Raw genomic sequence first — 24,394 nt, 5'->3', positions numbered from 1 at the left:
CCGCCCTCGCTCCGCCCGCCCCGGCGGACGGGCGGTTCCCCCGGCCCTGACGGCTGTCGAGCCGCTCACGGGCCCGGCTGTCGCGCCGGTCAGGGACGCGGGTAGCGCTGTTCCATCGTCCGGTGCAGCAGGTCCAGGGACTCGCGCGGAGTGAGGGCCTCGTCGGCGAGCCGGTCGAGGGCCACCCGGTACTCCTCGGTCTCGTCGCGGTCCTCCAGGAAGTTGGCGCTCTTGATGTGCTCCAGATAGACGACGTCGGGCAGGTCGAGACCGCCGAACCGCAGATATGTGACCGGGATGGCCGGTGCCGAGGCGTTCGTCACGTCCAACGGCACGATCTGCACGGTCACATGGGAGCGCTCGGCCATCATGACGAGGTGCCCGAGCTGTTCCCGCATGACCTCGCGGCTGCCCAGGACACGCAGCAGCACCGACTCGTCGACGACCGCCCACAGCTGCGGGGCGTCCGTTCGGTGCAGCAACCGGGCCCGTCTGGTGCGCAGTTCCACCCGGCGCCGGACCTCGCTCGCCGGTGCCGACGGCAGACCGCGCCGCACCACCGCCTCGGTGTAGGCGGGGGTCTGCAACAGGCCGGGCACGTACTGGATCTCGAAGGTGCGGATCGCGGCGGCCGCCTCCTGGAGTCCGACCAGCCGGTCGAACCACTCCGGCATCAGCCGCTTGTCGTAGCGCTGCCACCAGCCCGGCTCGCCGGCGCGCTGCAACAGCTTGAGGAGCACCGACGCCTCGTAGTCCTCGGTGCCGTACAGCCGCAGCAGCGCCTGGACGTCGGCCTCCGCGGGGGGCCTGCGGCCCTTGCCCGACTCGATGCGGGAGAGTTTGGCCGCGCTGAACCCGAGGGCGCGCGCCGCCTGGTCCTGGGCGAGCCCGGAGTCCTCGCGGAAGCCCGCCAGTTGGACGCCGACCAGCATCTTCAGCAGCGTCGGCGCGGGTTCGGGGCGCTCCAGGTACGGTTCCAGGCGGGAGATGCGATGCGAATCGGCAGACATCATGACTCCCAGCGGGCCGGCACAGAGACCATTCACCCTAGCGCACGGCGCCGTTTCGACCCCATCCCCCGTGGTAAACAGGGGAGTTGCCCTCCGCTTCAGCCGGGCCGGTGACCGCCGCCGTCACAGCAGATGATCGAACTCGCCGTCCTTGGCGCCGGCGAGGAACGCCGCGACCTCGGCCGGTGTGTAGACGAGTGCGGGACCGTCGGGATCGCGGGAGTTGCGCAGGGCGATGCCTCCGCCGGCCAGGGTGGCCACCTCGACGCAGTTCCCCTCGGCGTTGCTGTGCCGGCTCTTGATCCATCGGGCGTCCAACGAGCTCGCCCGCACTCCGTTCCGCACTGGTGACACTCCCTCTCCTTGCTCTTCACTTCCCCGCCGGGCACTGGGCCCGGCTCGCCGGGGCGGGAGGAGGGCGGCTTCGCCGGCCCCCTCCGCCTCACACGTCAGGCGCGCAATTTCTCGTGCAATTGCACACGAGCGCCTTCAGCGTGGATAATAGCTGCGGCGTCAACCCCCGGGTGGACGCCCCGTATTGACGTCGCATCAGGGAGATGCCGTGTCAGCACCTGTGCACCACACGCTGCGGCCACTGGGCCGGACTGTGTCCGGGGCAGGTGCGGCGACCTGGAACGGCGGGCTCGCGCGACCGCTCCGGCCGGCCGAGCCGGCCGAGCCGTCGCATTCGGGGCCGCCGCAGGGGAGCGGCCCCGTCGAGTCCGCCGCCCTGCGGATCGGCTGCGACCGTGCGGGATTCGCCCGGGCCCGGGCCTTCACCCAGGACACGCTGCGCTGCTGGTCGCTCGGTCACCGCGGGGACGACGCCGTCCTCGTGATCACCGAACTCGCGGCCAACGCCGTGGCGCACGGTGTTCCGCGAGCGCCCCGGGCCGAACCCGAGGTGTGGCTGTGGCTCACGCTCGACCCCGCCCATGTGACGCTCGCCGTCTCCGATCCCGGTGACGCCCCGCTCCCCTCCCGCCCCGCCGACGACTCGCGACTGCGGGAACACGGCCGGGGCCTGTGCATCGTCGACGCCCTCGCGGAGGAGTGGGGCTGGACCCCGCATCCCCCGGACGGCAAGACCGTGTGGGCCAGACTGTCGGCCCTCCCTCCCCCCGTATGACCGCCGCGGAAAGGCCCTTCGCCATGCGCACCGCTCCGACGCACGAGCCGAGCACCGAGCGCACCGACCACGCCACGCCCCAGAAGGGAGTGGCCACGAGCACGCCCCTGATGTCCCTCGGCCAGGTGCCGTGGCAGGAGATCCAGGACTCCACGGGCTGCGCGGCGGCGATCCCGCTGCTGCTGAACGGCGTCGCGTGGGGCGACGCCGTCACCGCCCGGACCGCCCTCGGGGAACTGCGGAAACGCATCTGCCAGTACGGGTTCGTCGTGGAGCAGGCCACCGCGGCGACCGTCCCCTTCCTGTGGGAACTCGCCCAGCTGCCGCACGTGACCTGCCGGGCGGAGATCATCCAGCTGCTGAAGTGCATCGCCGACGCCCGCCAGTGGGAGAGCACCGCGGCCGTCTACCCCAAACTCCTCAACCACCGGGAGAACCACGTGGTGTGGGAGCGGGCCGCCCGCAAGGCGGTGCACGCCCGGCGGGGTGTCCTGCGCCGGCTGCTGGACGAGGAGGACGGCGACATCGCCCGGGCCACCACGGAACTCGCCCGCACCCTGGGGGAGTAGGGCACCCGCCCCGTGGTGTGTACTCCGCGGCCGACCGGGGCAGTAAGCGCTTGCCCCGCCCCCGGTAACCGGAAGGCCACCACCCATGGCGTCGCCGCACGAGAGACCACTCGACCACCGCTACCTGGGCGAACACCCCGTCCGCACGCTCGCCTACCTGCTGCGGGCCGACCGCCGCCGTCTGGCCGGAGCGGTCGTCGTCTTCACCGTCAAGCACAGTCCGGTCTGGCTGCTGCCGCTGATCACCGCGTCCATCATCGACACCGTTGTCCAGCACCAGCCGATCTCCCGGCTCTGGACCAGCACCGGGATCATCCTGTTCATCCTGCTGGTCAACTATCCGCTGCACCTGCTGTACGTCCGTCTGCTGTACGGCAGCGTGCGCCGCATGGGCACCGCCCTGCGGTCCGCCCTGTGCACCCGCATGCAGCAGCTGTCCATCGGCTACCACTCCCGGGTCAGCGCCGGCGTGCTCCAGGCCAAGGTCGTGCGGGACGTGGAGACCGTCGAGACGATGGTGCAGCAGACCGCGGAGACGGGGCTCGGCGCGATCACCGTGCTCGTCGGCGGCCTCGTCATCATCGCCGTGCGCACCCCGGAGTTCGTCCCCCTCTTCGTCGTGGTCGTGCCCGCCGCCGCGCTCGTCGTCGCCCGGCTGCGGGCCAGGCTGCGCACCCACAACGAGCACTTCCGCCAGGAGGTGGAGACCCTGTCGTCCCGGGTGACGGAGATGACCCGGCTCATCCCGGTCACCCGCGCGCACGGCCTGGAGGGCAAGGCGCTGCGCCGCATGGACGGCACACTCAGCCGCCTGCTGACCTCCGGGATGCGCCTCGACCTGGTCAACGGCCGCTTCGGCTCGCTCGCCTGGGTCGTCCTCAACGTGGTCGGCGTCCTGGTGCTGGCCGGTGCGGCGCTCGTCTCGTACTACGGCGTCTGGGGCGTCACCGCCGGCGACGTGGTGATGCTCAGTGCCTTCCTGACCACGCTCACCGGTTCGACCACCACGCTCGCCGGTCTCGCGCCCGTCATCACCAAGGGGCTGGAGTCCGTCCGTTCGGTCGGCGAGGTGCTCCAGGCGCCCGAACTGGAGGACAACGAAGGCAAGGCGGAGCTCACCGCACTGCGCGGCGCGGTCACCTTCGAGGGGGTCGGCCACGCCTACGAGCACGGCGGCCGCCCCGCCGTGAGCGACTTCACGCTGTCCGTCGCCCCGGGGGAGACCGTCGCCCTGGTGGGCGCCTCCGGCGCGGGCAAGTCCACCGTGCTCAACCTCGTCATCGGGTTCATCCGGCCGACGGCGGGCCGGCTGCTGCTCGACGGGACCGACATGAACACCCTCGACCTGCGCACCTACCGCCGGTTCGTGTCGGTGGTGCCGCAGGAGTCGATCCTCTTCGACGGCACCATCCGCGAGAACGTCGCCTACGGCATGGACGACGCCGACGAGGAGACGGTGCGCGCGGCCCTGCGCGACGCCAACGCCCTGGAGTTCGTCGACCGGCTCCCGCAGGGCCTCGACACCCTGGTCGGCGAGCGGGGGGCCAGGCTCTCCGGCGGACAGCGCCAGCGGCTCGCCATCGCCCGCGCCCTGATACGGGACCCGCGGGTGCTGATCCTGGACGAGGCGACCTCGGCGCTGGACACCCGCTCGGAGGCGCTCGTCCAGGAGGCGCTGGCCCGACTGCTGCGGGGCCGGACCACCTTCGTGGTGGCGCACCGGCTGTCCACCGTGCGGGGCGCGGACCGGATCGTGGTGATGGACGACGGACGGATCCGGGAGATCGGCACGCACGAGGAACTGCTGCACCGGGACGGGGCGTACACCGCCCTGCACGGCGGACAGGTCGCCTGAGGCCGGCCGGACACCCGCGCGGTGCCCGCGGTGCGGTACCGGTCTGCCGGTGCGGCAGCGAAGGAATCGCGCCATTCGTGTACGTGTTTGCGGTGATGGTGAATGGTTCCGCCCAGGCCGGGCACACGAAGCGAAACACTAGAGAGGGGCGTTTCGTGCTCGTTCCGGACCCGAAGGTCGTCAGGGAACTTCTGACGCGTTACGCATCGCTGCGGATCGCTCAGGCGCAGCGGGAGAACGTGGCTGTGGCACGTGAACTGGAAGACGTGACCTACACACTGTGTGTGACGATGGGCACTACGAGTCTCCATGAGGCGGTGGCCCGCGCCGACGCGGTGCTCGTCGCCGCGGAGCGGCCGCGGGTCGTCACCGTGTACCCCGTCACCTCGGCGGACTCCGCCAGGGCGACGGACTCGGACGGCGAGAACGACCTGCTGGCCGTGTGACGTACGGGTGGGCGGCCGCGGGATCCGGCCGCCCACGGAGGCGTCGCCCCCGTCAAGTCCCCCGGGGAAAACGCACCCCGCCGTGCGGGGGCCCCTACACTTGACAGTCGTGCCCATGCGCGTGGGCCACGACTCGAAAGGCGCGTGCACGGGTGTTCCAGGATTCCCCCATCTACGACCGGCTCGTCGCGGAGCGCGGCGACATCCCCACTCAGACCCGCAGGGAGGCCGAGCGCGTGACCAGGGAACTGGAGTACGTCATGCGCCCGCTGCGGTCCTTCGGCGGCGCCGCGCCGGCTCCCGAGCGCCAGCCGGCCCCCGGTGCCGGATGGCAGCGGGCGGCCCTGCCGCCGCCCCCGGGACCCCGCTACTGATCCCCGCCCCTTCCGCTGCCCCCTCTGATCCCCGCTCAGGGCACCGTCGTGTTCGCGCCGTTGGCGCGGAGGTCCCGCTCCGGCCCGGGCTCGGCCAGCCACTCGGCGATCCCCCGGGCGATGGGCTGTCCCGTCTCCACCTCGACGAAGCCGAACTGGCCCGACTGGTTGCATTCGAGGAACCACCAGGTCCCGTCGGCGTCCTCGGCGAAGTCGAAGGCCCCGTAGGTGAGTTGGGCCTCGTGGAGGTAAGCGAGGACGGCCGGGGCGATCCGCGGAGGCACCTCCGTGGCCTGCCAGGGCGTGGCGTTCGTGGCGAAACGGACGTCGACCTCCTCCGGGTCCGCGTCCGCGGGAACCGCCTTGCGCGCGGCCAGTAACCGATCGCCCACCACGGTGAGCCGGATGTCGGCCCGCTTGGCCACCCGGCGCTGGAGCAGGGTGGGACCGAACGCGACGGCCGAGAAGTCCGCGTCGGGGGAGACCCGGCTGGTCGGGACGGCCCTCGGCGGATCCTGTGGATGGGCGCCGGAGACCGGCTTGACCACCAGGTCCGGATAGCGCGCCGCGAACTCCCGGGCGGCCTGCGGGAACGTCGTGATCAGCGTCGCCGGCACCGGCAGACCGCAGCGCTGGGCGAGCCGCAGCTGCCAGGGCTTGTGACGGGCCCGGCGGGCCGCGTCGGGGTGGTTCATCCAACGGGCCCGCGAGCCGCGGAGCATGCCGTACAGCGCCTGCCCCGACTCCTCGGTCAGCCAGTCGGAGGGCGCGGCCGCCCGGGAGGCGGCGGGACCCGGCCTGCGCACCCACACGGAGCGCAGGCCGCCGATGCTCACCAGGCGCCCCGAGACGGAGAGATGACCCCGGAACGCGCCGTGCACGTACTCGCCGGACAGGGCGACGCCGCCGGTCAGGTCGGCGGGGTCGAGCCGGACCACCGGGACGGACGACGCGTTCAGATGAACGATCACCATGTCGGCGGTGACGTCCTCTTCACAGGTCAGAATCAACACGGTCATATCGGGCGGTTCCGCGTTCAGTCGTCGAAGTGCGTCTTGGAGCCCGCCGTGGAGGTGGTTGTCCCCAGCTCTCTCAGGAGGGCCTTGTCGCTGGCGGCCGGCCGTCCGTCGAAGAGCACGTTCAACTGCAGCCCGGAGTCGTAGACATATGGCACAACGGCCTCCAACTCCGCTGCCGGACGTGCGTAGTTGAGCGTGAACGGTTGCATCGTTTTCCCCTCGCCGGTGCTGCTTCGGTCAGGCGGACGTCACCCTTCGACCCCGCCCGGTCCGCCGACTTCCTTCGGCTTCCTCAGACTTATACGAATCGAACGGGTGATTGGTTTCCTTACTCTCCGTGATCAGAGTCGGTCCAGCTCCTCGCCGGTCCGGTCTGCGGACGGCCCGCGCATGGAGCGCAGGGCGAGAAGCAGTACACCGATGTCGTCCAAATAGATGGGGTCGGGCAGCAGATCCGTCGGCAGCACGAAGTAGAGCAGAGCACCCCAGAACACCCAGCGCGGTCCGGTGGGAAGTCCGGCCCGCCGCAGTCCGCGGCGGGCCCGGACGAGTCGTACGAACAGGCCGATCGCCACGGCCAGTACGAGTGCCGCGACGATCGCTACGACGACGATCAGCGCTGTGGTCGAATCCATGGCGGCCCTCCCTCTGCCCGGTGCGCCACGCAGCGGGCGCTGGTACTCGGATTCCCGCTGGGCGCGCCGGCAGGCACTCATACGCCTGGATCACCCGAGTGGCGTGCGCGATACCGGTGTTCGGCCCGGGTCCCGGCGCCTCCCACGGTGCGGCCGCCGCCCACGGTCCGGTTCCGACCGCCGGCGCGGCCCGACCGCCGGTCAGGACCCAATGGCCCGTCTGGAGCCGATGGCCGGTCGGGACCCGATGGCCGGTCGGGACCCGATGGCCGGTCGGGCCCCGTCCGGCGGTCCGGTCCCCAGCCGCGGTTCCGTTCCCGTTCGCGGTCCGGACGCCGCCCACGGCCCGCTCCCTCCCGCCCCCCGATCCGGCCTCCCACGCCGGTCGGGTGGCCGGGGACGGTCGGGCGTTCGTGCGGGCTCGGCTCCCGCCCCCGGGCCTGGCGGTTCCGCCCGCCCGGCGCCGTACGGCGCTCCGTCCGACCGCAGCGGTCCGGTCACAGCCGGTGACGCCTCTACCCCTACCGGCGGTTCGGCCGACTCGCCCCCCGGCGAACCGTCGAGCGGTCCGTTCGGTGATCCTGTCGGGGAGTTGGTGCGGGCCGTCGTGGTCGATCGGCCGTGGGAGGACATCGTCCGGCTCGTCACCCTGCTGGAGGAGTCACCCCAGTACGCGCGGGTCACCGGCGCCGCCCTGCGCGCGGCCGGAGTGAACCGGTCGGTGGAGGACGTGACCTGGCCGGCCGAGCTGCTGACCCGGCCCCCGCGCGCGACGCCGGCAGCGCCGAGGAGGCGTTGCGCGCGGCGGCCGAACACCGCCCGGTGGCCGACGTGACGCGGCTGCTGACGCTGCGGGACCGCACACCGCTGGAACCCCGCTGCGGGCAGGAGGTGCTGCGGGCGGCCGCCGCGGGACGACCCGTGGAGGCCTCGTCGAGCTGATCGGCCGGCTGGCCGAGGAACGGCGGGAGCAAACGGACCCGGTGGACCCGGAGACGGCCCGACAGCCGCACCCGGAGCGGGAGTCGGCGTCGGAATCCGGCCCGGCGGCGACCAGCGCCCCGCCGGCCCGCCCGGACCTCGTGCCCTCGGCCACCCGGCCCGCGTCCTGGCCGGCCCGTCTCACCGCGGCGGCACTGATCGGCCGCGCGCTGCTCTGCCGGCCGTCACACCGGGACGGCGCGTCCCCGCGCGTCTACGGCTTCGCCCTCGCCGTCTGCGCACTGTGCGCGCTCCTGGCGCCGCTGCCGATGGTGCGCCCCGTCCTGCCGGTGCTCGTGCCGGCGATCCCGGTGCCGTCCGGGCCGGCCGCAATCCGGCTGTTCCAGGGCGAGTTGCGCTCGCGTGGCCTCTCCCGCGCCCTGGACCCGGCCCTCGCAGCGGGCTGGATCACCGGTACGGCCGCGCTCGCCACGCCGGCCGCGCTCACGGCCCTGTTCGCGCGTCCGGCGGCCCAGCCCGCGGGCCGAATCGCCGCGGTGCGACCCCAGGCGAGGGCCGGCCGCGGGGCGGACTGATCCCTGCCGGGCGGTCGTCCCTCACCCGACGCCCGTCGACCGGCCGGTCCGGCCGGCCAGAGCGGCCAGTACCCGGTCGGGGGTGAGGGGCAGTTCGCGGACGCGGACACCGGTGGCGTGGTGCACGGCGTTGCCGATGGCGGCGGCCGTGCCCACGATGCCGATCTCGCCGATCCCCTTGCTGCCCATCGGGTTGAGGTGGGGGTCGTCCTCGTCTATCCAGTGCGCCTCGATGTCGGGTACGTCGGCGTGCGCCGGCACGTGGTAAGAGGCCAGGTCGCTCTCCACGAAGTCGCCGAACGCCGCGTCCATCGTGCTGCCCTCGGTGAGCGCCATGCCCAGGCCCATCGTCATGCCGCCGACGAACTGGGAGCGCGCGGTGCGGGAGTTGAGGATGTGCCCGGCCGCGAACACCCCCAGCAGACGCCGGACACGGGTCTCGCCCGTCACCGTGTCGACGGCGACCTCGGCGAAGTGCGCCCCGAAGGCGTGCCGCGCCCAGGGGCTCTCGGCGTCCGCCCGTCCGGTGGTGTCGGCCCGGACGGTGACAACCTCCTCCGGCAGCGGTCCGGGCCGCTCGGCCAGGCGTTCCACGAGCTGGGCGCACGCGTCGTGCACCGCCCACCCCCAGGACGCGGTGCCCGAGGACCCGCCGGCCACCGAGGCCCGGGGCAGCTCGCTGCTGCCGACCTCGGTCCTGACCCGCGCCAGGGGCGCGCCGAGGGCGTCGGCGGCGATCTGCGCGAGGACGGTACGCGCGCCCGTGCCGATGTCGGCGGCGTTCACCCGGACCACGAACGACCCGTCGGGCAGCGCCTGCGCGGTCGCCGTGCAGGGCTGCACCAGGACGGGGTAGGTGGCGGCGGCCACCCCGGACCCGACGAGCAGGGGCCCCTCGGTCCGGGAGCCCGGCCGGGGGTCGCGCCCGGACCAGTCGAAGCGCCGGGCGCCCTCGCGCAGACACTCCACCAGATGCCGGCTGCTGAACGGCCTGCCGCTGTCGGGCTCGGAGCCGGGTTCGTTGACGACCCGCAACTCCACCGGGTCCATGCCGAGTTCGCCGGCGAGTTCGTCCATGGCCGACTCCAGGGCGTACATCCCAGGCGCCTCGCCGGGGGCCCGCATCCAGGACGGCGTGGGCACGTCCAGCGCGGCGACGCGGTGCAGCGTACGGCTGTTGGGCGCGGTGTACATGACGCGGGCCGGGGTGGCCGCCTGCTCCACGAACTCCTTGACGCGGGAGGTGTGGGTGACGACCTCGTGGACCACGCTGGTGAGATGCCCGTCGGCGGACGCCCCGAGCCGCACCCGGTGCAGGGTCGGCGCGCGGTGTCCGACGGTGGCCGGCATGAGACGGCGGTGCAGGGCGACGGTGACCGGCCGCCCGGTCAGCCGTGCGGCGAGCGCGGCGAGCACGACGTCGGGGCGGGGCGTGCCCTTGGACCCGAAGCCGCCGCCGACGTGCTCGGCCCGGACCGTCACCTGCTCCGGCGGCAGGTCGAACAGCCCGGCCAGCACGGTCTGGACGACGGAGGAACCCTGGCTGGAGGTCTGCACGGTCAGCCGGTCGCCGTCCCAGTGGGCGGTGGAGGCGTGCGGCTCCATCGGGTGGTTGTGCAGGGGCGGCACCCGGTAGTCCACGTCGACCCGGACCGCCGACGAGCCGAACGCGGCCTCGGGATCCCCGTGTTCGGTGCGGGCCGGGTACCCGCCGTTGGCCTCCTCGGGGACGTACGCCCCCGGATGGGTGTCGGTCAGCGTGACGTCGTGTTCCTCCACGTCGTACTCGACGCGGACCGCGACGGCGCCGGCCCGGGCGGCCTCCGGGCTCTCGCCCACCACCAGCGCCACGAACCAACCCCGGTGCGGCACCGACGGGTTCTGCAGCAGGAGCAGGGTGGGATCGTCCGCCTCGCCCAGCCGCGGCGCGTTCTCGTGCGTCAGTACGGCGAGGACACCCGGCATGGCCAGGGCGGCCGTCGAGTCGATCCCGGTGACGTGTCCCCGGGCGACCGTGGCGGGCACCGGCCAGGCGTGCGCCCGGCCCGGAGGGTGGTACTCGGCGGCGTAGCGGGCGGTGCCGGTGACCTTGGCCCGTCCCTCCCTGCGCTCGACGGGGGCGCCGACGGCGGTGGTGCCGGCCATGAAGTCCTCCTCGGAATACCGGTTCAGGTCCTGGCGGCGGCGGTGAGCCGGGTCAGGACGTCCAGGGCGAGCCCGCGGGCCAGGGGCACCTTGTAGGCGTTGTCCCGCAGGGGGCGGGCCGCGGCCAGTTCCAGGTCGACGGCGTGGGCGAAGGCGGCGGCGGTGGGCGCCGCGCCGACCAGTGCCTCCTCGGCCCGGCGGGCCCGCCAGGGCCGGTGCGCCAGCGCGCCGAACGCGATCCCGGCCTGGGTCACGACGCCGCCCCGCACCCGCACCACGGCCGCCACGGACGCGAGGGCGAAGGCGTACGACGCCCGGTCGCGGGCCTTGCGGTACAGGGACGGCACGCCGCCGGTCTCCGCCGGGAGCAGCACCCCGGTGACCAGTTCCCCCGGCCGGATCTCGGTGTCCCGCTCCGGCCGGTCCCCGGGCAGCCGGTGGAAGTCGGCGGCCGGGACGCTCCGGGCGCCCTCGTCGCCGTGGAGCTCGATCCGCGCGTCGAGGGCGGCCAGGGCCACGGCCATGTCCGAGGGGTGGGTGGCGACGCAGTGCTCGGAGTGCCCGAGGACCGCGTGGTCGCGGTGGACGCCGTCCAGGGCGCCGCAGCCGCTGCCCGGCTCCCGTTTGTTGCACGGTTTGGAGACGTCCTGGAAGTAGGGGCAGCGGGTGCGCTGAAGGAGGTTGCCACCCGTGGTCGCCGCGTTGCGCAGCTGTCCGGACGCGCCCGCGAGCAGGGCCTGGGACAGCGCGGGATAGCGGTCGCGGACGCGTGGGTGCGCCGCGAGGTCGCTGTTGCGGACCAGGGCGCCGACGCGCAGCGAGCCGTCGGGCAGTTCCTCGACCTGGTCCAGCGGGAGGCGGCTGACGTCGATGAGGGCGGCCGGCCGTTCGACCCCGAGCTTCATCAGGTCGACGAGGTTGGTGCCGCCGCCGAGATAGCGGGCGCCGGGGCGGGAGGCGAAGGCGTCGGTGGCCTCGGCAACGGTCCCTGCGCGTACGTATTCGAAGGGCTTCACCGGATCACGTCCTCGACGGCCTCGGCGATGCGCGGATAGGCGCCGCAGCGGCAGAGGTTGCCGCTGAGCCGCTCGCGGATCTCCTCCCGGTCCAGTGGCACCGGCCGGCCGGAGGGCGCGGCCGGGTCGGTGACGTGCGAGGGATGACCGGCGGCGGCCTCGGCGAGCGCGCCGATCGCGGAGCAGATCTGCCCGGGGGTGCAGTACCCGCACTGGAAGGCGTCGCGGTCCACGAACGCCTGCTGGAGCGGGTGCAGCGACTCCCCGTCGGCGGCGAGGCCCTCCACGGTCGTGATGTCGCAGCCGTCCAGGCCGACCGCGAGCAGCAGGCAGCTGTTGACCCGCCGCCCGTCGACCAGCACCGTGCAGGCGCCGCACTGGCCCTGGTCGCAGCCCTTCTTCGCGCCGTACAGGTCGAGGTCCTCCCGCAGGACGTCCAGCAGGACCCGCCGGTGGTCGACGTCCAGCGTGTGCGGCTTGCCGTTGACCCGCAGCGTCGTCTCGGAGCGGTGGCGGATGGCGGCGGTGCCCTGGGGACCGTCGTCGCGGTGGTTGGTGCCCATGTCGTGGATGCCCTTCCGGGACGGGCCGTGATGCCGTGCCCTCCGCGTATCCACACAGCGGCACCTGACACGTCCGGACCCGCTCCCACGGCTGCGGCACCCGTGATCGCTCAGCGAAGGGACGGCCGCCGGGACCGGACGTCGACGCCGCGCGACCGGGAGGCCGGGACCGGACGCCCGCGCCGCGCGACCGGGGGATCAGGGGCCGGATGTCCCGTGCGAGCCGTCGGCGCCGCTCTCCTCGGACGCGGGGCGCAGCGCCTTCGGGGCGCCCCGCAGGCGTTCGAAGGTGCGGGTCAGCTGCTGGAGCGGGGAGCCGGCCTGCGCAGCGGACGGTTCCCGCCGCCGCTCGGCCGGGGCGGGCGGGAGGGCGGCGGCCGACTCCCGGTAGACGGCCAGTGCTTCGCCCGCCCGCTCGGCCGCCTCCCGGTACAGGTCACGGGACGTGGTCATCGCGTCGAGCGCCTCCGCGTACATCGCCACGAGGGCGCGTTCGCGGTCGAGTTCCTCCTGGAGCGTCAGCAGGTGCCAGTTCTCCCGCAGGGCTGTGAGGGCCTCGGCGGCCTCGTCCGGCAGGGGCCTGGGCAGGGCGGCGTAACGGGTCACCGCGTCGAGGAGTTCGACGGGCTCCGAGCCGTCCAGGAAGACACTGCGCACGGAGAAGTCCTGCTCGCCGGAGCCGGTCGGAGGCGTCGTCGTCGGCAGCACCACCGCACCGCCGCGCGGCACCTGCACCCCCACGTCCCGCAGGGCGTAGTTCACCACCCGGAACTGGTGCGGTGCCGCCCGGTGCTCGACGACCCGGTGGCGCAGTCCGGGCGGCAGCAGCCGGGCCAGCGGGCGGCGGCCCCGCTCGTCGGGGGTCATGGCCTCGTGCACGACGACATGGATGTTCCAGCTGCTCCGCACGGCGTTCCTGAGCAGCCGCTTGACCTCCTTGTCGTCCTCGGGAAGGAGGTTGAGTTCCCGCAGCCGTGCCCCGGTCGCCGGCTCCCGGTCCCACACGACGTCGGCGGACTCGGGCCAGAACACGGTGGCGGGTGAGAGCCAGCGCGGGTCCCAGGGCTGCTCCGCCTCCGCCGCCAGTACCCAGTCGCGTCCCTCGCCCGCGTCGGGCCGCAGCGCGAGCCGGGCCCGGACGGTCACCCCCTCGGGGACCAGCCAGCGGGCTTCGAAGACCCGTGTGCCGCCGGTCTCCGCCTCGGGCAGTTCCAGGTGGTCGACGATGGTCCCGTCGTTCTTGAGCTGCTGAAGCCGGCGTCGCAGGGCGTCCTCGGCGGCGGGCCCGGTGTGACGGCCGCGGGCCGGCCAGACCGTGGGGGGAACGGTGGCGGGGGTGCTGGGAGCGCTTGGCATGAGTCCATCTGTGAGCAGGGGCAGGTGAGGGTGCCAGTATCGTCGCCGTTCCCCCGGGCGACCGCACCGGGGGTGGGCCGTCCGCTCGCCGCGGGCGTGCGCCGCGCGCGGGGTGTGCGGGGTTCACGCCGGCCGGGCCCCGCACACGTGTACCCCTGACGGCGGCGGTCGGCCACAATGGCGCCTCGAACGGGGCTCGCCCACCATCCGCACAGGGGCGGGCCCTGTTCACCGACGTGCCGGCGGGACGTACGGGCGTGGACGTTCTTGCGGCGGGTGAACGTGCCGAGCTTGTTCTCGTCGAGGCACTCCACGGTGGCCCAGGTCACCGTGGACGTGCGGGTCGGCGTGGAAGGTGACGCCGGACGGACCGCTCGCCTTCTCGCCCTCGGTCCGGAAGCTGAAGCCGTCGCCGTCGCAGTGGGCCAGGCGAAACGTCTTCGGCTCGGTCGATCAGCCGTTCCGACGCCGACCGGACGCGTCGTCCCGCGGACCGGCCTCGGCCGGCCGCCGCCTCCGTCGCCGCGAGGCCGTGTCGCGGCGGACAACGGGGGAATCCGCCCTGTCATGGAGGCGGTGCGATGACGACAACCTACGTACGACGCCTGGCCGTTGCGCTCGCGGTGCTGCCGCTGGTGGGCGCGTGCGGTGGCGGCGGCGACTCGGACCCGGCCGGGGACGACGGGCCGGTCGGACGGGCGGGAACCCGGCTGGTGATCACCACCGACAACGGGGTGCGGCTGCGGCCCGCCGACGGCGACCGGGTCGACGTGCAACGAGGTGTGGGCCACCACTTCACGCACGACGGCGACACCTGGGTGATGGACCTGTCCTGCGCCCGGCACGACGAGCACGACGACGGGTGCCCCCGCATGCCCGAGGTGGACGTCCCGTCCGGTACGAGCGTCACGGTCACCGCCCGCAACGCGGGCATCGACGCGGCCGGGGTGTCCGGCGCGCTGGACCTGACGACGGTCAACGGTGACGTGACGGTGACCCGGGCCGGCGACGAAGACGCCACGGTACGGCTGTCCACCCGCAACGGCTCGGTGCGGGCGGTGGCTCTCAGGGCCGGGGCGCTGCACGCCGGCACGGTCAACGGTGACGTGGTGCTCACCTGCGCCACGCCGCCCACCGGCGTCAGCGCGCTGACCACCAACGGCTCGGTGAGTGTCCTCGTCCCGCGCGACGCGCCCGCCTACCGCGTGACGGCGCGGACCGACAACGGCCGCCCCTCCGTCACCCTGCCCACGGACGGGGCAGGCGACGACCGCACGATGACGCTCACCACCGTCAACGGAGACGTCGGCGCGGGCCTGGTGAGCGCGGCCGCGTCCGGCTGAGGGCGACGGACCACCGGCGGGGGAACCACCTGACAGCGCCCGGCGGGCGGCGGGCGCCGGGACGACCGGCACACGGGGAGGCGTGCGGACCCGGGGAAGGTCCCGGGGCCGCCCGCCTCACCGTGGTTCCGATCGTCGTGGAGCGCCGTCCTACGCGCCGCTCTCCCGGAGCATGTCCTCGCGCTCGACGAGCTTGACGCGCTCGCGGCCCTGCGGCTCGCCCAGCGCCTTCTCGGCGGCGTCCAGGCGGTACCAGCCCTCCCAGGTGGTGAACCGGACGTTCCGCTCGGCGAGGAACGCGTCCACGGCCTCCGGCTCGGGCGACGCCGGGGTCAGCAGACGCCCGTTCACGTGGTCGTCCAGCAGGTTGGCCACGGTCTCGTTCGCGTCGCCCTTGGTGTGACCGATCAGGCCGACCGGGCCGCGCCGGATCCAGCCGGTGACGTACGTGGAGCTCAGGTGCTCGCCGTTCTCCTGGACGACCCGGCCGCCGGCGTCCGGGACGGTGCCGGAGTCGAGGTCCCAGGGCAGCTTGGGGAGCTTGTCGGACAGGTAGCCGACGGCGCGGTAGACCGCGCTGACGTCCCAGTCCTTGAACTCGCCGGTGCCCTTGACGTTGCCGGTGCCGTCGAGGGCGGTGCGCTCGGTGCGCAGGCCGACCACCCTGCCGTCCTCGCCGAGGATCTCCGTCGGCGACTCGAAGAAGTGCAGGAACAGCTTGTGCGGCCGGTCCCCGACATCGCGGATGGCCCACTTCTCCAGGGTCTTGGCGACCATGTCGGCCTGCTTGTTGCCGCGCCGCGTCTCGATCGAGCCCGCGTCGTAGTCGATGTCCTCGGGGTCGACGACGACCTCGATGGTGGGGGAGTGGTCCAGCTCCCGCAGCTCCATCGGGCTGAACTTCGCCTGGGCGGGACCGCGGCGGCCGAACACGTGGACTTCCAGGGCCTTGTTGGCCTTGAGGCCCTCGTACACGTTCGGCGGGATCTCGGTCGGCAGCAGTTCGTCGGCCGTCTTCGCCAGGATGCGGGCCACGTCCAGGGCGACGTTGCCGACACCGAGGACGGCGACCTTCTCCGCCTCGAGCGGCCAGCTGCGCGGCACGTCCGGGTGGCCGTCGTACCAGGAGACGAAGTCGGCCGCGCCGTAGGAGCCGTCGAGTTCCACGCCGGGCACGGACAGCGCGCGGTCGGCGGTCGCGCCCGTGGAGAAGATCACGGCGTCGTAGAACGCGCGCAGGTCGTCGAGGCTGATGTCGCCCGGGTAGTCGACGTTTCCGAAGAGGCGGACCTGCGGCTTGTCGAGCACCTGGTGCAGGGCGCTGACGATGCCCTTGATCCGCGGGTGGTCGGGGGCGACGCCGTAGCGGATCAGTCCGAACGGGGCCGGCATGCGCTCGAAGAGGTCGATGGACACGCCGGGTTCGGCGGCCACCTCGGACTTGAGCAGGGCGTCCGCGGCGTAGATCCCGGCGGGGCCGGCTCCGACGATGGCGACCCGCAGGGGGCGGGGCATGATCAGGTTCCCTTCGAGCGGTGACAACGCGTCTCGCCGGGAAGCCTAAACTAAGGCAATCCTAAGTTGGTACGTGGGTCCGGTCTATGAGCTCATAAGTCCAGTTTATGGGTGACCTGACGGGGATGCTCCGGGCAGCGGCTGCTCCGCCCAGATGACCTTGCCCGCGGGCGTGTACCGGGTGCCCCAGCGTTCGGAGAGCTGCGCCACCAGGAACAGCCCCCTTCCGCCCTCGTCCGTCATCGCCGCGTGGCGCAGGTGCGGGGAGGTGCTGCTGCTGTCGAACACCTCGCAGACCAGGCCGCGGTCGAAGAGCACCCGCACCTGCACGGAGTCCCCGCCGTAGCGGATCGCGTTGGTGACCAGCTCGCTGAGGATCAGTTCCGTGGTGAACGACAGGTCGTCCAGACCCCACCGGGCCAGCTGCCGGGTGACCAGGGAGCGGACCTCCCCGACGGCCGCCGGCTCGGACGGCACCCGCCACTCGGCGACCCGGTCGGCGGGCAGCGCCCGGGTGCGCGCGACGATCAGCGCCACGTCGTCGCTCGGGCGGGCCGGCAGCCGGGAGTCGAGGACGGCCCGGCAGGTGTCCTCGGGCGACTGCCCCGCCCGCTCCAGGGCGCCGCGCAGCAGGTCGAGCCCCACGTCGATGTCCCGTTCTCGGTCCTCGACGAGCCCGTCCGTGTACAGGACCAGCCTGCTGCCCTCCTCGAGTTCGAGGTCGACCGTCTCGAAGGGCAGGCCCCCGAGGCCCAGCGGCGGGCCGACCGGCACCTCGGGGAAGTCCACGCTGCCGTCCGGCCTGATCACCGCCGGCGGCGGGTGGCCGGCGCGGGCCACCGTGCACAGCCGCGACACCGGATCGTAGATCGCGTACAGGCAGGTCGCGCCGGTGACCGGGGCGGTGCCGCCGTCCACCGTCTCGTCCTGGTCGATGCGGGCGACCAACTCGTCCAGCAGGGCGAGCAGTTCGTCGGGCGGCAGGTCCAGGGCGGAGAAGTTGTGCACGGCCGTCCGCAGCCGCCCCATGGTCGCCGCGGCCAGCAGACCGTGTCCGACCACGTCGCCGACCACCAGCGCGACCCTGGCGCCGGACAGCGGCAGCACGTCGAACCAGTCGCCGCCCACCCCCTCCTGCGCCGGCAGGTAGCGGTAGGCGATCTCCAGGGCGTTCTGGCCGGGCAGGCTGCGCGGCAGCAGACTGCGCTGGAGCGTCACCGCCATGTTGTGCTCGCGCGTGTAGCGGCGGGCGTTGTCGATGGAGACCGCGGCCCGGGTGACCAGCTCCTCGGCGAGGGCCAGTTCGTCGGTGTCGAACGGCTCGTCCTTCTCGGAGCGCCAGAAGCTGACCACGCCCAGCACCTGGCTGCCCGCGCGCAGCGGCACCGCGATCAGCGAGTGGATGCCGTACGCCACCACCTGCGCGGACCGTTCCAGGTCCTGGGCGCGCCAGCCGGGTGCCCGGCCCAGCCGCGGTTCGACGACGGGCCGGCCGGAGTCGAGGCTGCGGGCCTGCGGGGAGGTCCCGACGAGCGTGATGAGCTGGCCCACCGGATACAGCGGGGCGTCCTTGCGGATCCCGCTCACCGCCGCCCGGACCACCGACCCCGTCATCTCCGGCTGCCCGCCGCTGAGCACGGCGTCGAACAGGTCCACGGTGGCGAAGTCCGCGAAGCGGGGCACCGCCAGCTCGGCCAGTTCCTCGGCGGTGCGGGTCACGTCCAGGCTCGTGCCGATGGCCACACCGGCGTCGTAGAGCATGTTGAGGCGTTCCCGTGCCGTCTCGGCGCGGCCGGACAGGGCCCGCAGCTCCGTCGAGTCGCGCAGCGTGGCGACGCTTCCGGGCGGGCCGCCCTGGCTGTCCGTGCTGCGCTGGTTGACCGCCAGCAGCCGGTCCTTGACCAGGTGGACCTCGTCGGTGGCGACCCGGCCCGAGGTGAGCAGGGCCGTCATGTCGGGGGTGAGGCCGAGCTTCAGGACGTGGCGTCCCTCGGCGTCCGCGGGCAGGTCGAGCAGGCGGTGCGCCTCGTCGTTGGCGAGCAGCAGCAGGCCCTCACCGCCGACGATGAGCACCCCCTCGCGGACGGCGTGCAGCACCGCGTCGTGGTGCTCGTACATGCGGGTCATCTCGTGCGGGCCCAGCCCGTGCGTCTGGCGCAGCAGCCGTCTGCTCACCAGCGCCGTTCCGGCGAGGGCCAGGGCGAGGGCCGCCGCGGCGGCGCCCAGGAGCAGCGGCAGCTGGCGGTTGGCCGCGCCGCCCACGTTGTCCAGGGTCACCCCGGCCGAGACGAGCCCCACGACCTTCCCGTCGGGGTCCTTGATGGGCACCACCGCCTGCACCAGCGGGCCGATGGTGCCCGTGATCTGCTCGGTCACCACGCCGCCGGCCAGCGCGGGCCCGATGGTCCCGACGAACTTCTTCCCGATGCGGTTGGGCTTGGGGTGGCTGTAGCGGATGCCGTCGGTGTTCATGACGACGATGAAGTCCACCCCCGTCGCCTTGCGGGCCGCCTCGGCGCGTGGTTGCAGCACCGCGCTGGGGTTGGGGGCCTTCAGCGCCTCGCGGGTGCCCGGCGCCTCGGCGAACGCCTCCGCCACCGCGACGGAACGGTTGCGGGCCTCCTGCGTGCTGTCGTGCCGGCTCTGCAGCACCAGCGCCGCCACCGCGGCCATCACGAGCAGCAGCACGATCACCACTTGCAGGACGAACACCTGCCCGGCGACGCTGCGCCCGCCGAGCGCGGACCGCACCCCGGCGCCGGGGCCTCGCGGCGGCCCGGCCGCGTCCCTGTGCGCGCGCATGGACAGACCGACCGGTATGTGCCCCGCCGACCGCCCAGGCGCCCCGCGGGCGTCCTCGGAAGCGCCGTCGGGGCGCGAAGCGCTGGGACGACGGGTCGACCGGGCCCCGGATCGACCGCCTAGTCGGACCATGTGCCCATGTCTACACTGCCGCGCCCCGCGAGGCGAGGGGTGGCACGGGTGTGCGGGCCGGGGCGGGCGGCCGGTGACGCGGAGGCGGGGCCGGCCCGGGGGTGAGCGCGGGGCGCCGGTCCCCCGGCGGGGTGGGGCGGGCCGGCTCCTCCTTCTGGCCACGATGCGCGTGGGAGAGGTCGTCGGCTGGGTCGGCGGCCCGGCAGAGCCGCCCCTACGGCCGGACCGGCCCGCCTGCGAGGTGTGCTGTGCCGTGCGGTCGAGTCGACGGGGCCGGACCGCGGCCGCGCCGCGGGGACGCGGGTCGAAGTGGGTGCGGGGTGGAGTGGGATGTCGGTCGGCCCAGGCGTCAGCGGGCCGGGCCCCGGCCGATGAGGCGTGTCCTGCCCGCGCCTCGACGTGGAGGGGGCCGGACGGCGTTCGCCGCCTTACCCCCGGGCGGGGGCCGGACGGCGTTCGCCGCCTCACCCCCGGCGGGGGCCCGTGTCCGTGCGGCGGGCGGCCAGCAGGAGGGCGATGTCGTCGGGGCGGTCGGTGGCGTGGCGGGCGCTTCCGGTGAGGCGGTCCGCCACACCGGCCAGCGAGCGGCCGACCGGACGGGCGCCGGGGCCGCCCGCCCGGGACAGGGCGACGCGCAGCGCGGTGATGCCGTCGTCGATGTCCGAGCCCGGGCGTTCGACCAGCCCGTCGGTGTAGAGCGCCAGGATCGCGCCGGGCTCCATCGTCAGCTCCGTCACCGGGTACTCGGCGTGCGGGTCGACGCCCAGCACGACCCCGCCCGGCAGGTCCAGGACGTGCGTGTGGCCGTCCGGGAGGCGCAGCAGCGGCGGCGGGTGGCCGGCCCGGGCCGCGTGGGCGAGACCGGTGGCCGGATCCAGCCGGATGTAGCAGCAGCTCGCGAACAGTCCGGGGTCGAGGTCGATGAGCAGGTGGTTCGTACTGCTCATCACCTCGTCGGGCGGGCGGTCCCCGAGCGCGAACGCCTTCACCGCGCTGCGGAGCTGGCCCATGGTGGCGGCGGCCTGTACGCCGTGGCCCTGTACGTCGCCGATCACCAGGGCGAGACCGTCCCCGGCCTCGATGACGTCGTACCAGTCGCCGCCCACGTCCATGCCCTGGGTGCCCGGCAGATAGCGTCCCGCGGTCTCCACCAGGGGGTGAGCGGTGAGCCGCTGGGGGAGCAGGGCGCGCTGGAGTCCCCGGGCGAGGGCCGTCTCGGTCTCGTAGCGCTGGGCCTTCTCCATGGCGTGGGCGATCAGCCCGGCGAGGGCGGTGAGGACCGTGCGCTCCTGGGAGCTGAAGCTGCGCGGACGGTCGAAACCGAGGATGCAGGAGCCGACCGGGCGGCCGGAGGCGATCAGCGGCAGGAAGGCGCGGGAGCCCACGGTCGAGTCCAGGGCCATGCCCGGGTAGGCCTCCGCGAGCTGGTCCATCGAGTCGAAGAACAGCGGGCGGCCGGTGGTCAGCGTCTCCACGCCCGGCAGGTGCTCGTCCAGGCTCACCCCCTCGAAGCGGGTGAGGAACCCCGGCGGGAAGCCGGTCTCCCACGCGAGGTAGAGGTGGCGGTCCTGGAGCAGGTAGATGGCGAGCCGGCGGCCGCCGAAGGCCGGCAGCAGCTCCCGCATCACCACCGCCGACACCTGGCGCGCGGTGACGGCCTCCGTCAGCGCGATGGCCAGGACGATCGGCCGGTACAGGGGGGCCAGCGAACCCGCACCGTCCCCGGCCGCGAGGGCCTCGGCTGCCTCACCGGCCGCCGGTGACAGGCCCGCGGTCTCCGCCGCGTGACGGGTCGGGCGGACGGTGCAGCTCAGGATGTCCGGCCCGGGATGCACCGAGAAGGTGAGCCAGTCGCCCTCCTGCGGCTGCGAGGCGGGCTCGCGTCCCTCCGGTTCGGGCCGCCGGGCGTCGAAGTGCACCGGATCGGGCGCCAGCAGGGCCCCGCGCAGGTGGTCGTCGTGGTCGGGCTGGTTCAGCCATGGCACGGCCTCCCACAGCGGCAGCCCGAGCAGCGCGGTGCGGGACCGGTTCAGCAGCTGCGCGGCGCGCGGGTTCGCGTAGGTGATCAGCCCGAGCCGGTCGAGGCAGAGCACGCCGTCCGGCAGCAGGTCCGCCGCCGCGTCGCCGGACGGGCCCGGACCCGGCGCCAGCACGATGCCCCGCACCGGAAGCGTGCCGGGCGGCCCCGCGTCGGCGAAGACGTCGTCGTAGGGCGTCCAGAGGTCCATCAGCCGCAGTGCGCCGTCGGCGGCCCGCAGGTAGAGCGGCAGCAGCGGCGGTCTGCCCGCGGAGGTCTCCCGCAGCGCGGCCAGCACGCGCGGCGCGTCGCCCGGGGCCACCGCGTCCGCGAAGCCGTCGGCGATGCCGCTGAGGGCCTCGGGCGGCACACCGAGCAGGGCGGGCAGCCGGTCGTCCACGGTCACCACGGCGGTCACGGGATCCCAGGAGAAGCGCCCGACGTGCCCCGACTCGCGCTGCGTGGCAGGGGGCCGGACGGACATGGGTTCCTCGTCCCACAGGACGTCGGCCCCCGAGTTCTCCAGTTTCCGCAGGGAGGCGCCCAGTTCCTCGGCCAGTTGTGCCAGGCGGTCCCGCTCGGCGAGCAGTTCACTGGGGTCCGACACGGCGGGGCGCAGGACGGTCAGGACGCCGTACGCCGATGACCCGCTCACGACCGGCGCGTACAGGGAGCCGAACTGGAACGGCAGCCCGGCCGCGAACTGGGGGTAGCGGCGCATCGTCTCGGTGGCGTTCGTCAGCGTCACCTGGACGCCGAGCCGGTGGGCGTCGGCGACCGGGAAGGGACGGTCGGCGTGCAGCCGCCACCAGGGCCGGAACAGGGGGCCCGGCAGGCCCGCGAGGACGGCCAGGCGCAGGAGTCCGGGCGTGCGGGAGCACAGATAGATCCCCCCCGAGTGGCCGCCGGCCGAGCTGATCGCCTCCGACGTGGCGTCGATCAGCACAGCCGCCAACCGGGCGGGTGCGGTGTGTCCGTCCTCGGCGCTCCCAGTCATCGGCCCTACCTCGTCCGTGCGCCGTCCCGCGGGCGACACAGCAAGAATGCGCTACAACAGCCCCGCCACGCACCTGGGCGGCCCGCATCCGCGCCATTTCGGGGGTACGGCGCCGGTACGCGACCGGCGTCACCGAGTCCCGCGGTGTGGTCGACGCCACGCCCGTGCACGGCCTCGGGGCATGTCCCGTGCGGCGAGCGGCGACTACCGTGCCTGTTCCCCCTGTTCCCGTCGCCCGAGCGCCGCTCGCCGGGCTTCCCTCCTGCGCCCCTGTGCTCCCTCGCCCCGCGGATTCGGACGGCCCGGCTGCGCTCTCAGATCTCTCCCCGCTCCTCGCGGCGACCGCCCAGTGGCTGACCCGCGCCTACCCGGCGGACGGCGGCGCGCTCGACCGGCTGGGGCCGGACCCGGCACTCGTCGCCTGAACCGGCGGTGACGCGCCAGGCCGCGCCCGCCGCGGAGGTGCGGCGGGCGCGGTCGTGGCGGGGCGGGGGTGTCCCGTCCGGGCGGTCAGTGCTTGCCGCGGCCGGTCAGGGCGTCGCGCAGCCGGTCCAGTTCGACCGGAGTCGACGGAGAGTTCCTCGGCCCGCGACAGCAGCTCCGCCGAGACGGGTTCGTGGGCCAGTACGAAGATGATGTCGACCTGCTGGCCGAGGCAGGCGGCCTTCAGCAGCCAGTCCTCGGGAAGGGTGCGGACCGTGAGGCCGGCCTCCCGCAGGCTCTTCGCGACGGCCTGCGCGTCCTCGGGCCGGACGCAGAAGTCGACGTCGTGCTGGAGGTTCTGGGTGCCGCCGTGCGCGTAGACGGCGACGCTGCCCGCGAGGGCGAACGGGTGCCCCTGCCGTTTGAGGATCGAGCCGACCTGTCTGGGGCCTGCAGGATCGCCTGGTTTCGGTCGAGCGGAAGACTGTCCGTGAGCACGTCGTTCTGGGGCACGAGTGCGGGGTCCCCCGTGGCCAGACGCAGTTCGGCAACGCCGGCGTGCTGGTCGAGAGCATCGTCGTCGGCATGCTGCGTCATGTGCTGCTCCTTTCCCGGCCGGATCGTCCTCCGGCCGACTGCGAGTAGGTTCGGCGCCAGGCTTACGGCGGATGCCGGACGCCGGCGCCGAACGCCTTGCTCAGCCCTCGACCTTCTGCTCGGTCCAGGTCCAGGCGTACTGCAGCCAGTCCGCGAGGGTGACCGCGCTGAGGCCCGCGGCCAGCAGACGGGCGCCGCGCGGCGCGCAGACGTAGCAGGCGACCAGGCCGCCGGCGACCCAGGCGGCGGTGCAGAACGGGCAGGACAGCAGCTCACCGACGGCCCGGCGCGCCCCGCCGCCGCGGGGTGCGTCGTTCACCTCGCCGGCCGATCCCTCCTCCTCGCGCCGGGTGAACGGCGCCCGCAGGAAACTGGTGATCTTGTCCTTGGTCAGCAGCCGGGACGCCTTGAAGGTGGCGGTGCCCAGCAGCGCCACGTCCCAGGGCGGGACCTCTTTCGGCAGGCGTACGCCCCGCATGCGGGACACGACGGCGAACACCGTGGTGGCGGCGGTGAAGGTGGAGGCGAGCGCCGCGTAGCCGGCGAGCGGCACCTCGCTCTGGTCGTCGTATCGGAGTTCGTCGGTGGTCATGGCATCCTCCCTCGGCACCGTCTCCCGGATGATCGGGAGCGGCTCGGGTGCCCGGTCCGCCGGGGCGCACACGAGGCGAACACATGTCCGCGCCCGCCCCGGCACGGAGGAACCGCCGGTCGCGTCCGCTCCGGCACTCGGCCGCCGGTGGGTGAGACGGGGACGCGGGTGGCTGACCCGGTGCGGCCGGTACCCGGCACGTCCCGTATGCGACTGCCGGGCGCGGCCGTGGAGGCCGCGCCCGGCAGACAACAGTCCCGGACCACACACATGTGCGCCAGGCCCATCAACTCCGGCTTCCGGCCGAAGAAAGGTTGCACCCCATGCCTGAAACCCTCTCCG

22 protein-coding genes and 1 pseudogene are annotated in these 24,394 nt (G+C 73.8%); 9 read left to right on the top strand and 14 right to left on the bottom strand.

Going from position 1 to position 24,394, the window contains the following annotated elements; translation table 11 throughout:
* Window positions 1–89 precede the first annotated feature (89 nt).
* Together ABZT03_RS19770 and ABZT03_RS19765 are read right to left on the bottom strand one after the other, a co-directional pair.
* Window positions 90–1,010, bottom strand: coding sequence for a helix-turn-helix transcriptional regulator (locus ABZT03_RS19770; protein WP_356041123.1), 921 nt, complete (start codon window positions 1,008–1,010; stop codon window positions 90–92).
* Between the two features lie 123 nt (window positions 1,011–1,133).
* Window positions 1,134–1,364: a DUF397 domain-containing protein gene (locus ABZT03_RS19765; RefSeq protein WP_356041018.1), complete on the bottom strand. Its 231-nt coding sequence runs from the start codon at window positions 1,362–1,364 to the stop codon at window positions 1,134–1,136.
* A 208-nt stretch (window positions 1,365–1,572) separates the two neighbouring features.
* Here ABZT03_RS19765 and ABZT03_RS19760 point away from each other — a divergent pair, with 208 nt between their 5' ends.
* The 5 genes from ABZT03_RS19760 to ABZT03_RS19740 all read left to right on the top strand — a co-directional run bounded on the left by ABZT03_RS19760 (window position 1,573) and on the right by ABZT03_RS19740 (window position 5,383).
* Window positions 1,573–2,139: an ATP-binding protein gene (locus ABZT03_RS19760; RefSeq protein ID WP_356041017.1), complete on the top strand. Its 567-nt coding sequence runs from the start codon at window positions 1,573–1,575 to the stop codon at window positions 2,137–2,139.
* 23 nt (window positions 2,140–2,162) lie between these two features.
* A complete protein-coding gene (locus ABZT03_RS19755) occupies window positions 2,163–2,708 on the top strand; it encodes a hypothetical protein (protein ID WP_356041015.1) in 546 nt (181 codons plus the stop codon).
* Between the two features lie 85 nt (window positions 2,709–2,793).
* Window positions 2,794–4,563: an ABC transporter ATP-binding protein gene (locus tag ABZT03_RS19750; protein ID WP_356041014.1), complete on the top strand. Its 1,770-nt coding sequence runs from the start codon at window positions 2,794–2,796 to the stop codon at window positions 4,561–4,563.
* A gap of 155 nt (window positions 4,564–4,718) precedes the next feature.
* Window positions 4,719–5,009 carry a DUF5133 domain-containing protein gene (locus tag ABZT03_RS19745; RefSeq protein WP_356041012.1) on the top strand — a complete coding sequence of 97 codons (291 nt, stop codon included), beginning with the start codon at window positions 4,719–4,721 and terminating at the stop codon, window positions 5,007–5,009.
* A 152-nt stretch (window positions 5,010–5,161) separates the two neighbouring features.
* Window positions 5,162–5,383: a hypothetical protein gene (locus ABZT03_RS19740; RefSeq protein WP_356041010.1), complete on the top strand. Its 222-nt coding sequence runs from the start codon at window positions 5,162–5,164 to the stop codon at window positions 5,381–5,383.
* Window positions 5,384–5,418: 35 nt separating this feature from the next.
* Here ABZT03_RS19740 and tgmB read toward each other — a convergent pair whose 3' ends face one another.
* The 3 genes from tgmB to ABZT03_RS19725 form a co-directional block, all read right to left on the bottom strand.
* The gene (gene tgmB / locus ABZT03_RS19735) at window positions 5,419–6,402 is read right to left on the bottom strand and encodes an ATP-grasp ribosomal peptide maturase (protein WP_356041008.1); all 984 of its coding nucleotides are present in this window, start codon (window positions 6,400–6,402) and stop codon (window positions 5,419–5,421) included.
* Between the two features lie 17 nt (window positions 6,403–6,419).
* Window positions 6,420–6,611 carry a putative ATP-grasp-modified RiPP gene (tgmA, locus tag ABZT03_RS19730; RefSeq protein ID WP_356041007.1) on the bottom strand — a complete coding sequence of 64 codons (192 nt, stop codon included), beginning with the start codon at window positions 6,609–6,611 and terminating at the stop codon, window positions 6,420–6,422.
* A gap of 132 nt (window positions 6,612–6,743) precedes the next feature.
* Window positions 6,744–7,037, bottom strand: coding sequence for a YkvA family protein (locus ABZT03_RS19725; RefSeq protein WP_356041006.1), 294 nt, complete (start codon window positions 7,035–7,037; stop codon window positions 6,744–6,746).
* Between the two features lie 607 nt (window positions 7,038–7,644).
* On the opposite strand from ABZT03_RS19725, the gene ABZT03_RS19720 reads away from it, so the two are divergent.
* Both ABZT03_RS19720 and ABZT03_RS19715 read left to right on the top strand, forming a co-directional pair.
* On the top strand, window positions 7,645–7,872 hold the full coding sequence (locus tag ABZT03_RS19720; RefSeq protein ID WP_356041004.1) for a hypothetical protein: 228 nt from the start codon (window positions 7,645–7,647) through the stop codon (window positions 7,870–7,872).
* Between the two features lie 148 nt (window positions 7,873–8,020).
* A complete protein-coding gene (locus tag ABZT03_RS19715) occupies window positions 8,021–8,554 on the top strand; it encodes a hypothetical protein (protein ID WP_356041002.1) in 534 nt (177 codons plus the stop codon).
* A gap of 21 nt (window positions 8,555–8,575) precedes the next feature.
* Here ABZT03_RS19715 and ABZT03_RS19710 read toward each other — a convergent pair whose 3' ends face one another.
* The 4 genes from ABZT03_RS19710 to ABZT03_RS19695 all read right to left on the bottom strand — a co-directional run bounded on the left by ABZT03_RS19710 (window position 8,576) and on the right by ABZT03_RS19695 (window position 13,634).
* Window positions 8,576–10,699, bottom strand: coding sequence for a xanthine dehydrogenase family protein molybdopterin-binding subunit (locus ABZT03_RS19710; RefSeq protein ID WP_356041001.1), 2,124 nt, complete (start codon window positions 10,697–10,699; stop codon window positions 8,576–8,578).
* Between the two features lie 23 nt (window positions 10,700–10,722).
* A complete protein-coding gene (locus tag ABZT03_RS19705; RefSeq protein WP_356040999.1) occupies window positions 10,723–11,715 on the bottom strand; it encodes a xanthine dehydrogenase family protein subunit M in 993 nt (330 codons plus the stop codon).
* Window positions 11,712–12,278 carry a 2Fe-2S iron-sulfur cluster-binding protein gene (locus tag ABZT03_RS19700; RefSeq protein WP_356040997.1) on the bottom strand — a complete coding sequence of 189 codons (567 nt, stop codon included), beginning with the start codon at window positions 12,276–12,278 and terminating at the stop codon, window positions 11,712–11,714. Before ABZT03_RS19700 ends, ABZT03_RS19705 begins: the two co-directional genes overlap by 4 nt.
* A 198-nt stretch (window positions 12,279–12,476) precedes the next feature.
* Window positions 12,477–13,634 carry a hypothetical protein gene (locus tag ABZT03_RS19695; protein ID WP_356040995.1) on the bottom strand — a complete coding sequence of 386 codons (1,158 nt, stop codon included), beginning with the start codon at window positions 13,632–13,634 and terminating at the stop codon, window positions 12,477–12,479.
* Between the two features lie 581 nt (window positions 13,635–14,215).
* On the opposite strand from ABZT03_RS19695, the gene ABZT03_RS19690 reads away from it, so the two are divergent.
* Entirely contained in the window at window positions 14,216–14,977 is a 762-nt protein-coding gene (locus ABZT03_RS19690) for a hypothetical protein (protein WP_356040994.1), read from the top strand.
* 150 nt (window positions 14,978–15,127) lie between these two features.
* On the opposite strand, the gene ABZT03_RS19685 is transcribed toward ABZT03_RS19690, so the two are convergent.
* The 3 genes from ABZT03_RS19685 to ABZT03_RS19675 form a co-directional block, all read right to left on the bottom strand.
* Window positions 15,128–16,492 (bottom strand): FAD-dependent oxidoreductase, encoded by a 1,365-nt coding sequence (locus ABZT03_RS19685; RefSeq protein WP_356040992.1) that lies wholly within the window; start codon window positions 16,490–16,492, stop codon window positions 15,128–15,130.
* 105 nt (window positions 16,493–16,597) lie between these two features.
* Window positions 16,598–19,294, bottom strand: a complete 2,697-nt coding sequence (locus ABZT03_RS19680) for a SpoIIE family protein phosphatase (protein ID WP_356040991.1) — start codon at window positions 19,292–19,294, stop codon at window positions 16,598–16,600.
* 596 nt (window positions 19,295–19,890) lie between these two features.
* A complete protein-coding gene (locus ABZT03_RS19675) occupies window positions 19,891–22,440 on the bottom strand; it encodes a SpoIIE family protein phosphatase (RefSeq protein WP_356040989.1) in 2,550 nt (849 codons plus the stop codon).
* 272 nt (window positions 22,441–22,712) lie between these two features.
* Here ABZT03_RS19675 and ABZT03_RS19670 point away from each other — a divergent pair, with 272 nt between their 5' ends.
* Entirely contained in the window at window positions 22,713–22,865 is a 153-nt protein-coding gene (locus ABZT03_RS19670; RefSeq protein WP_356041130.1) for a hypothetical protein, read from the top strand.
* A 137-nt stretch (window positions 22,866–23,002) separates the two neighbouring features.
* Here ABZT03_RS19670 and ABZT03_RS19665 read toward each other — a convergent pair.
* Window positions 23,003–23,460: pseudogene (locus ABZT03_RS19665) on the bottom strand (hypothetical protein); the annotation flags it as partial.
* A gap of 100 nt (window positions 23,461–23,560) precedes the next feature.
* On the bottom strand, window positions 23,561–24,052 hold the full coding sequence (locus ABZT03_RS19660) for a DUF1360 domain-containing protein (RefSeq protein ID WP_356040988.1): 492 nt from the start codon (window positions 24,050–24,052) through the stop codon (window positions 23,561–23,563).
* Window positions 24,053–24,394: the final 342 nt, after the last annotated feature.

This window comes from Streptomyces sp. NPDC005574, from assembly GCF_040605435.1.
In the GTDB taxonomy this organism is placed as follows: Bacteria; Actinomycetota; Actinomycetes; order Streptomycetales; family Streptomycetaceae; genus Streptomyces.
The sequence above is the reverse complement of the archived record's forward strand: the minus strand, read 5'-3'. Positions and strand labels throughout refer to the sequence as shown.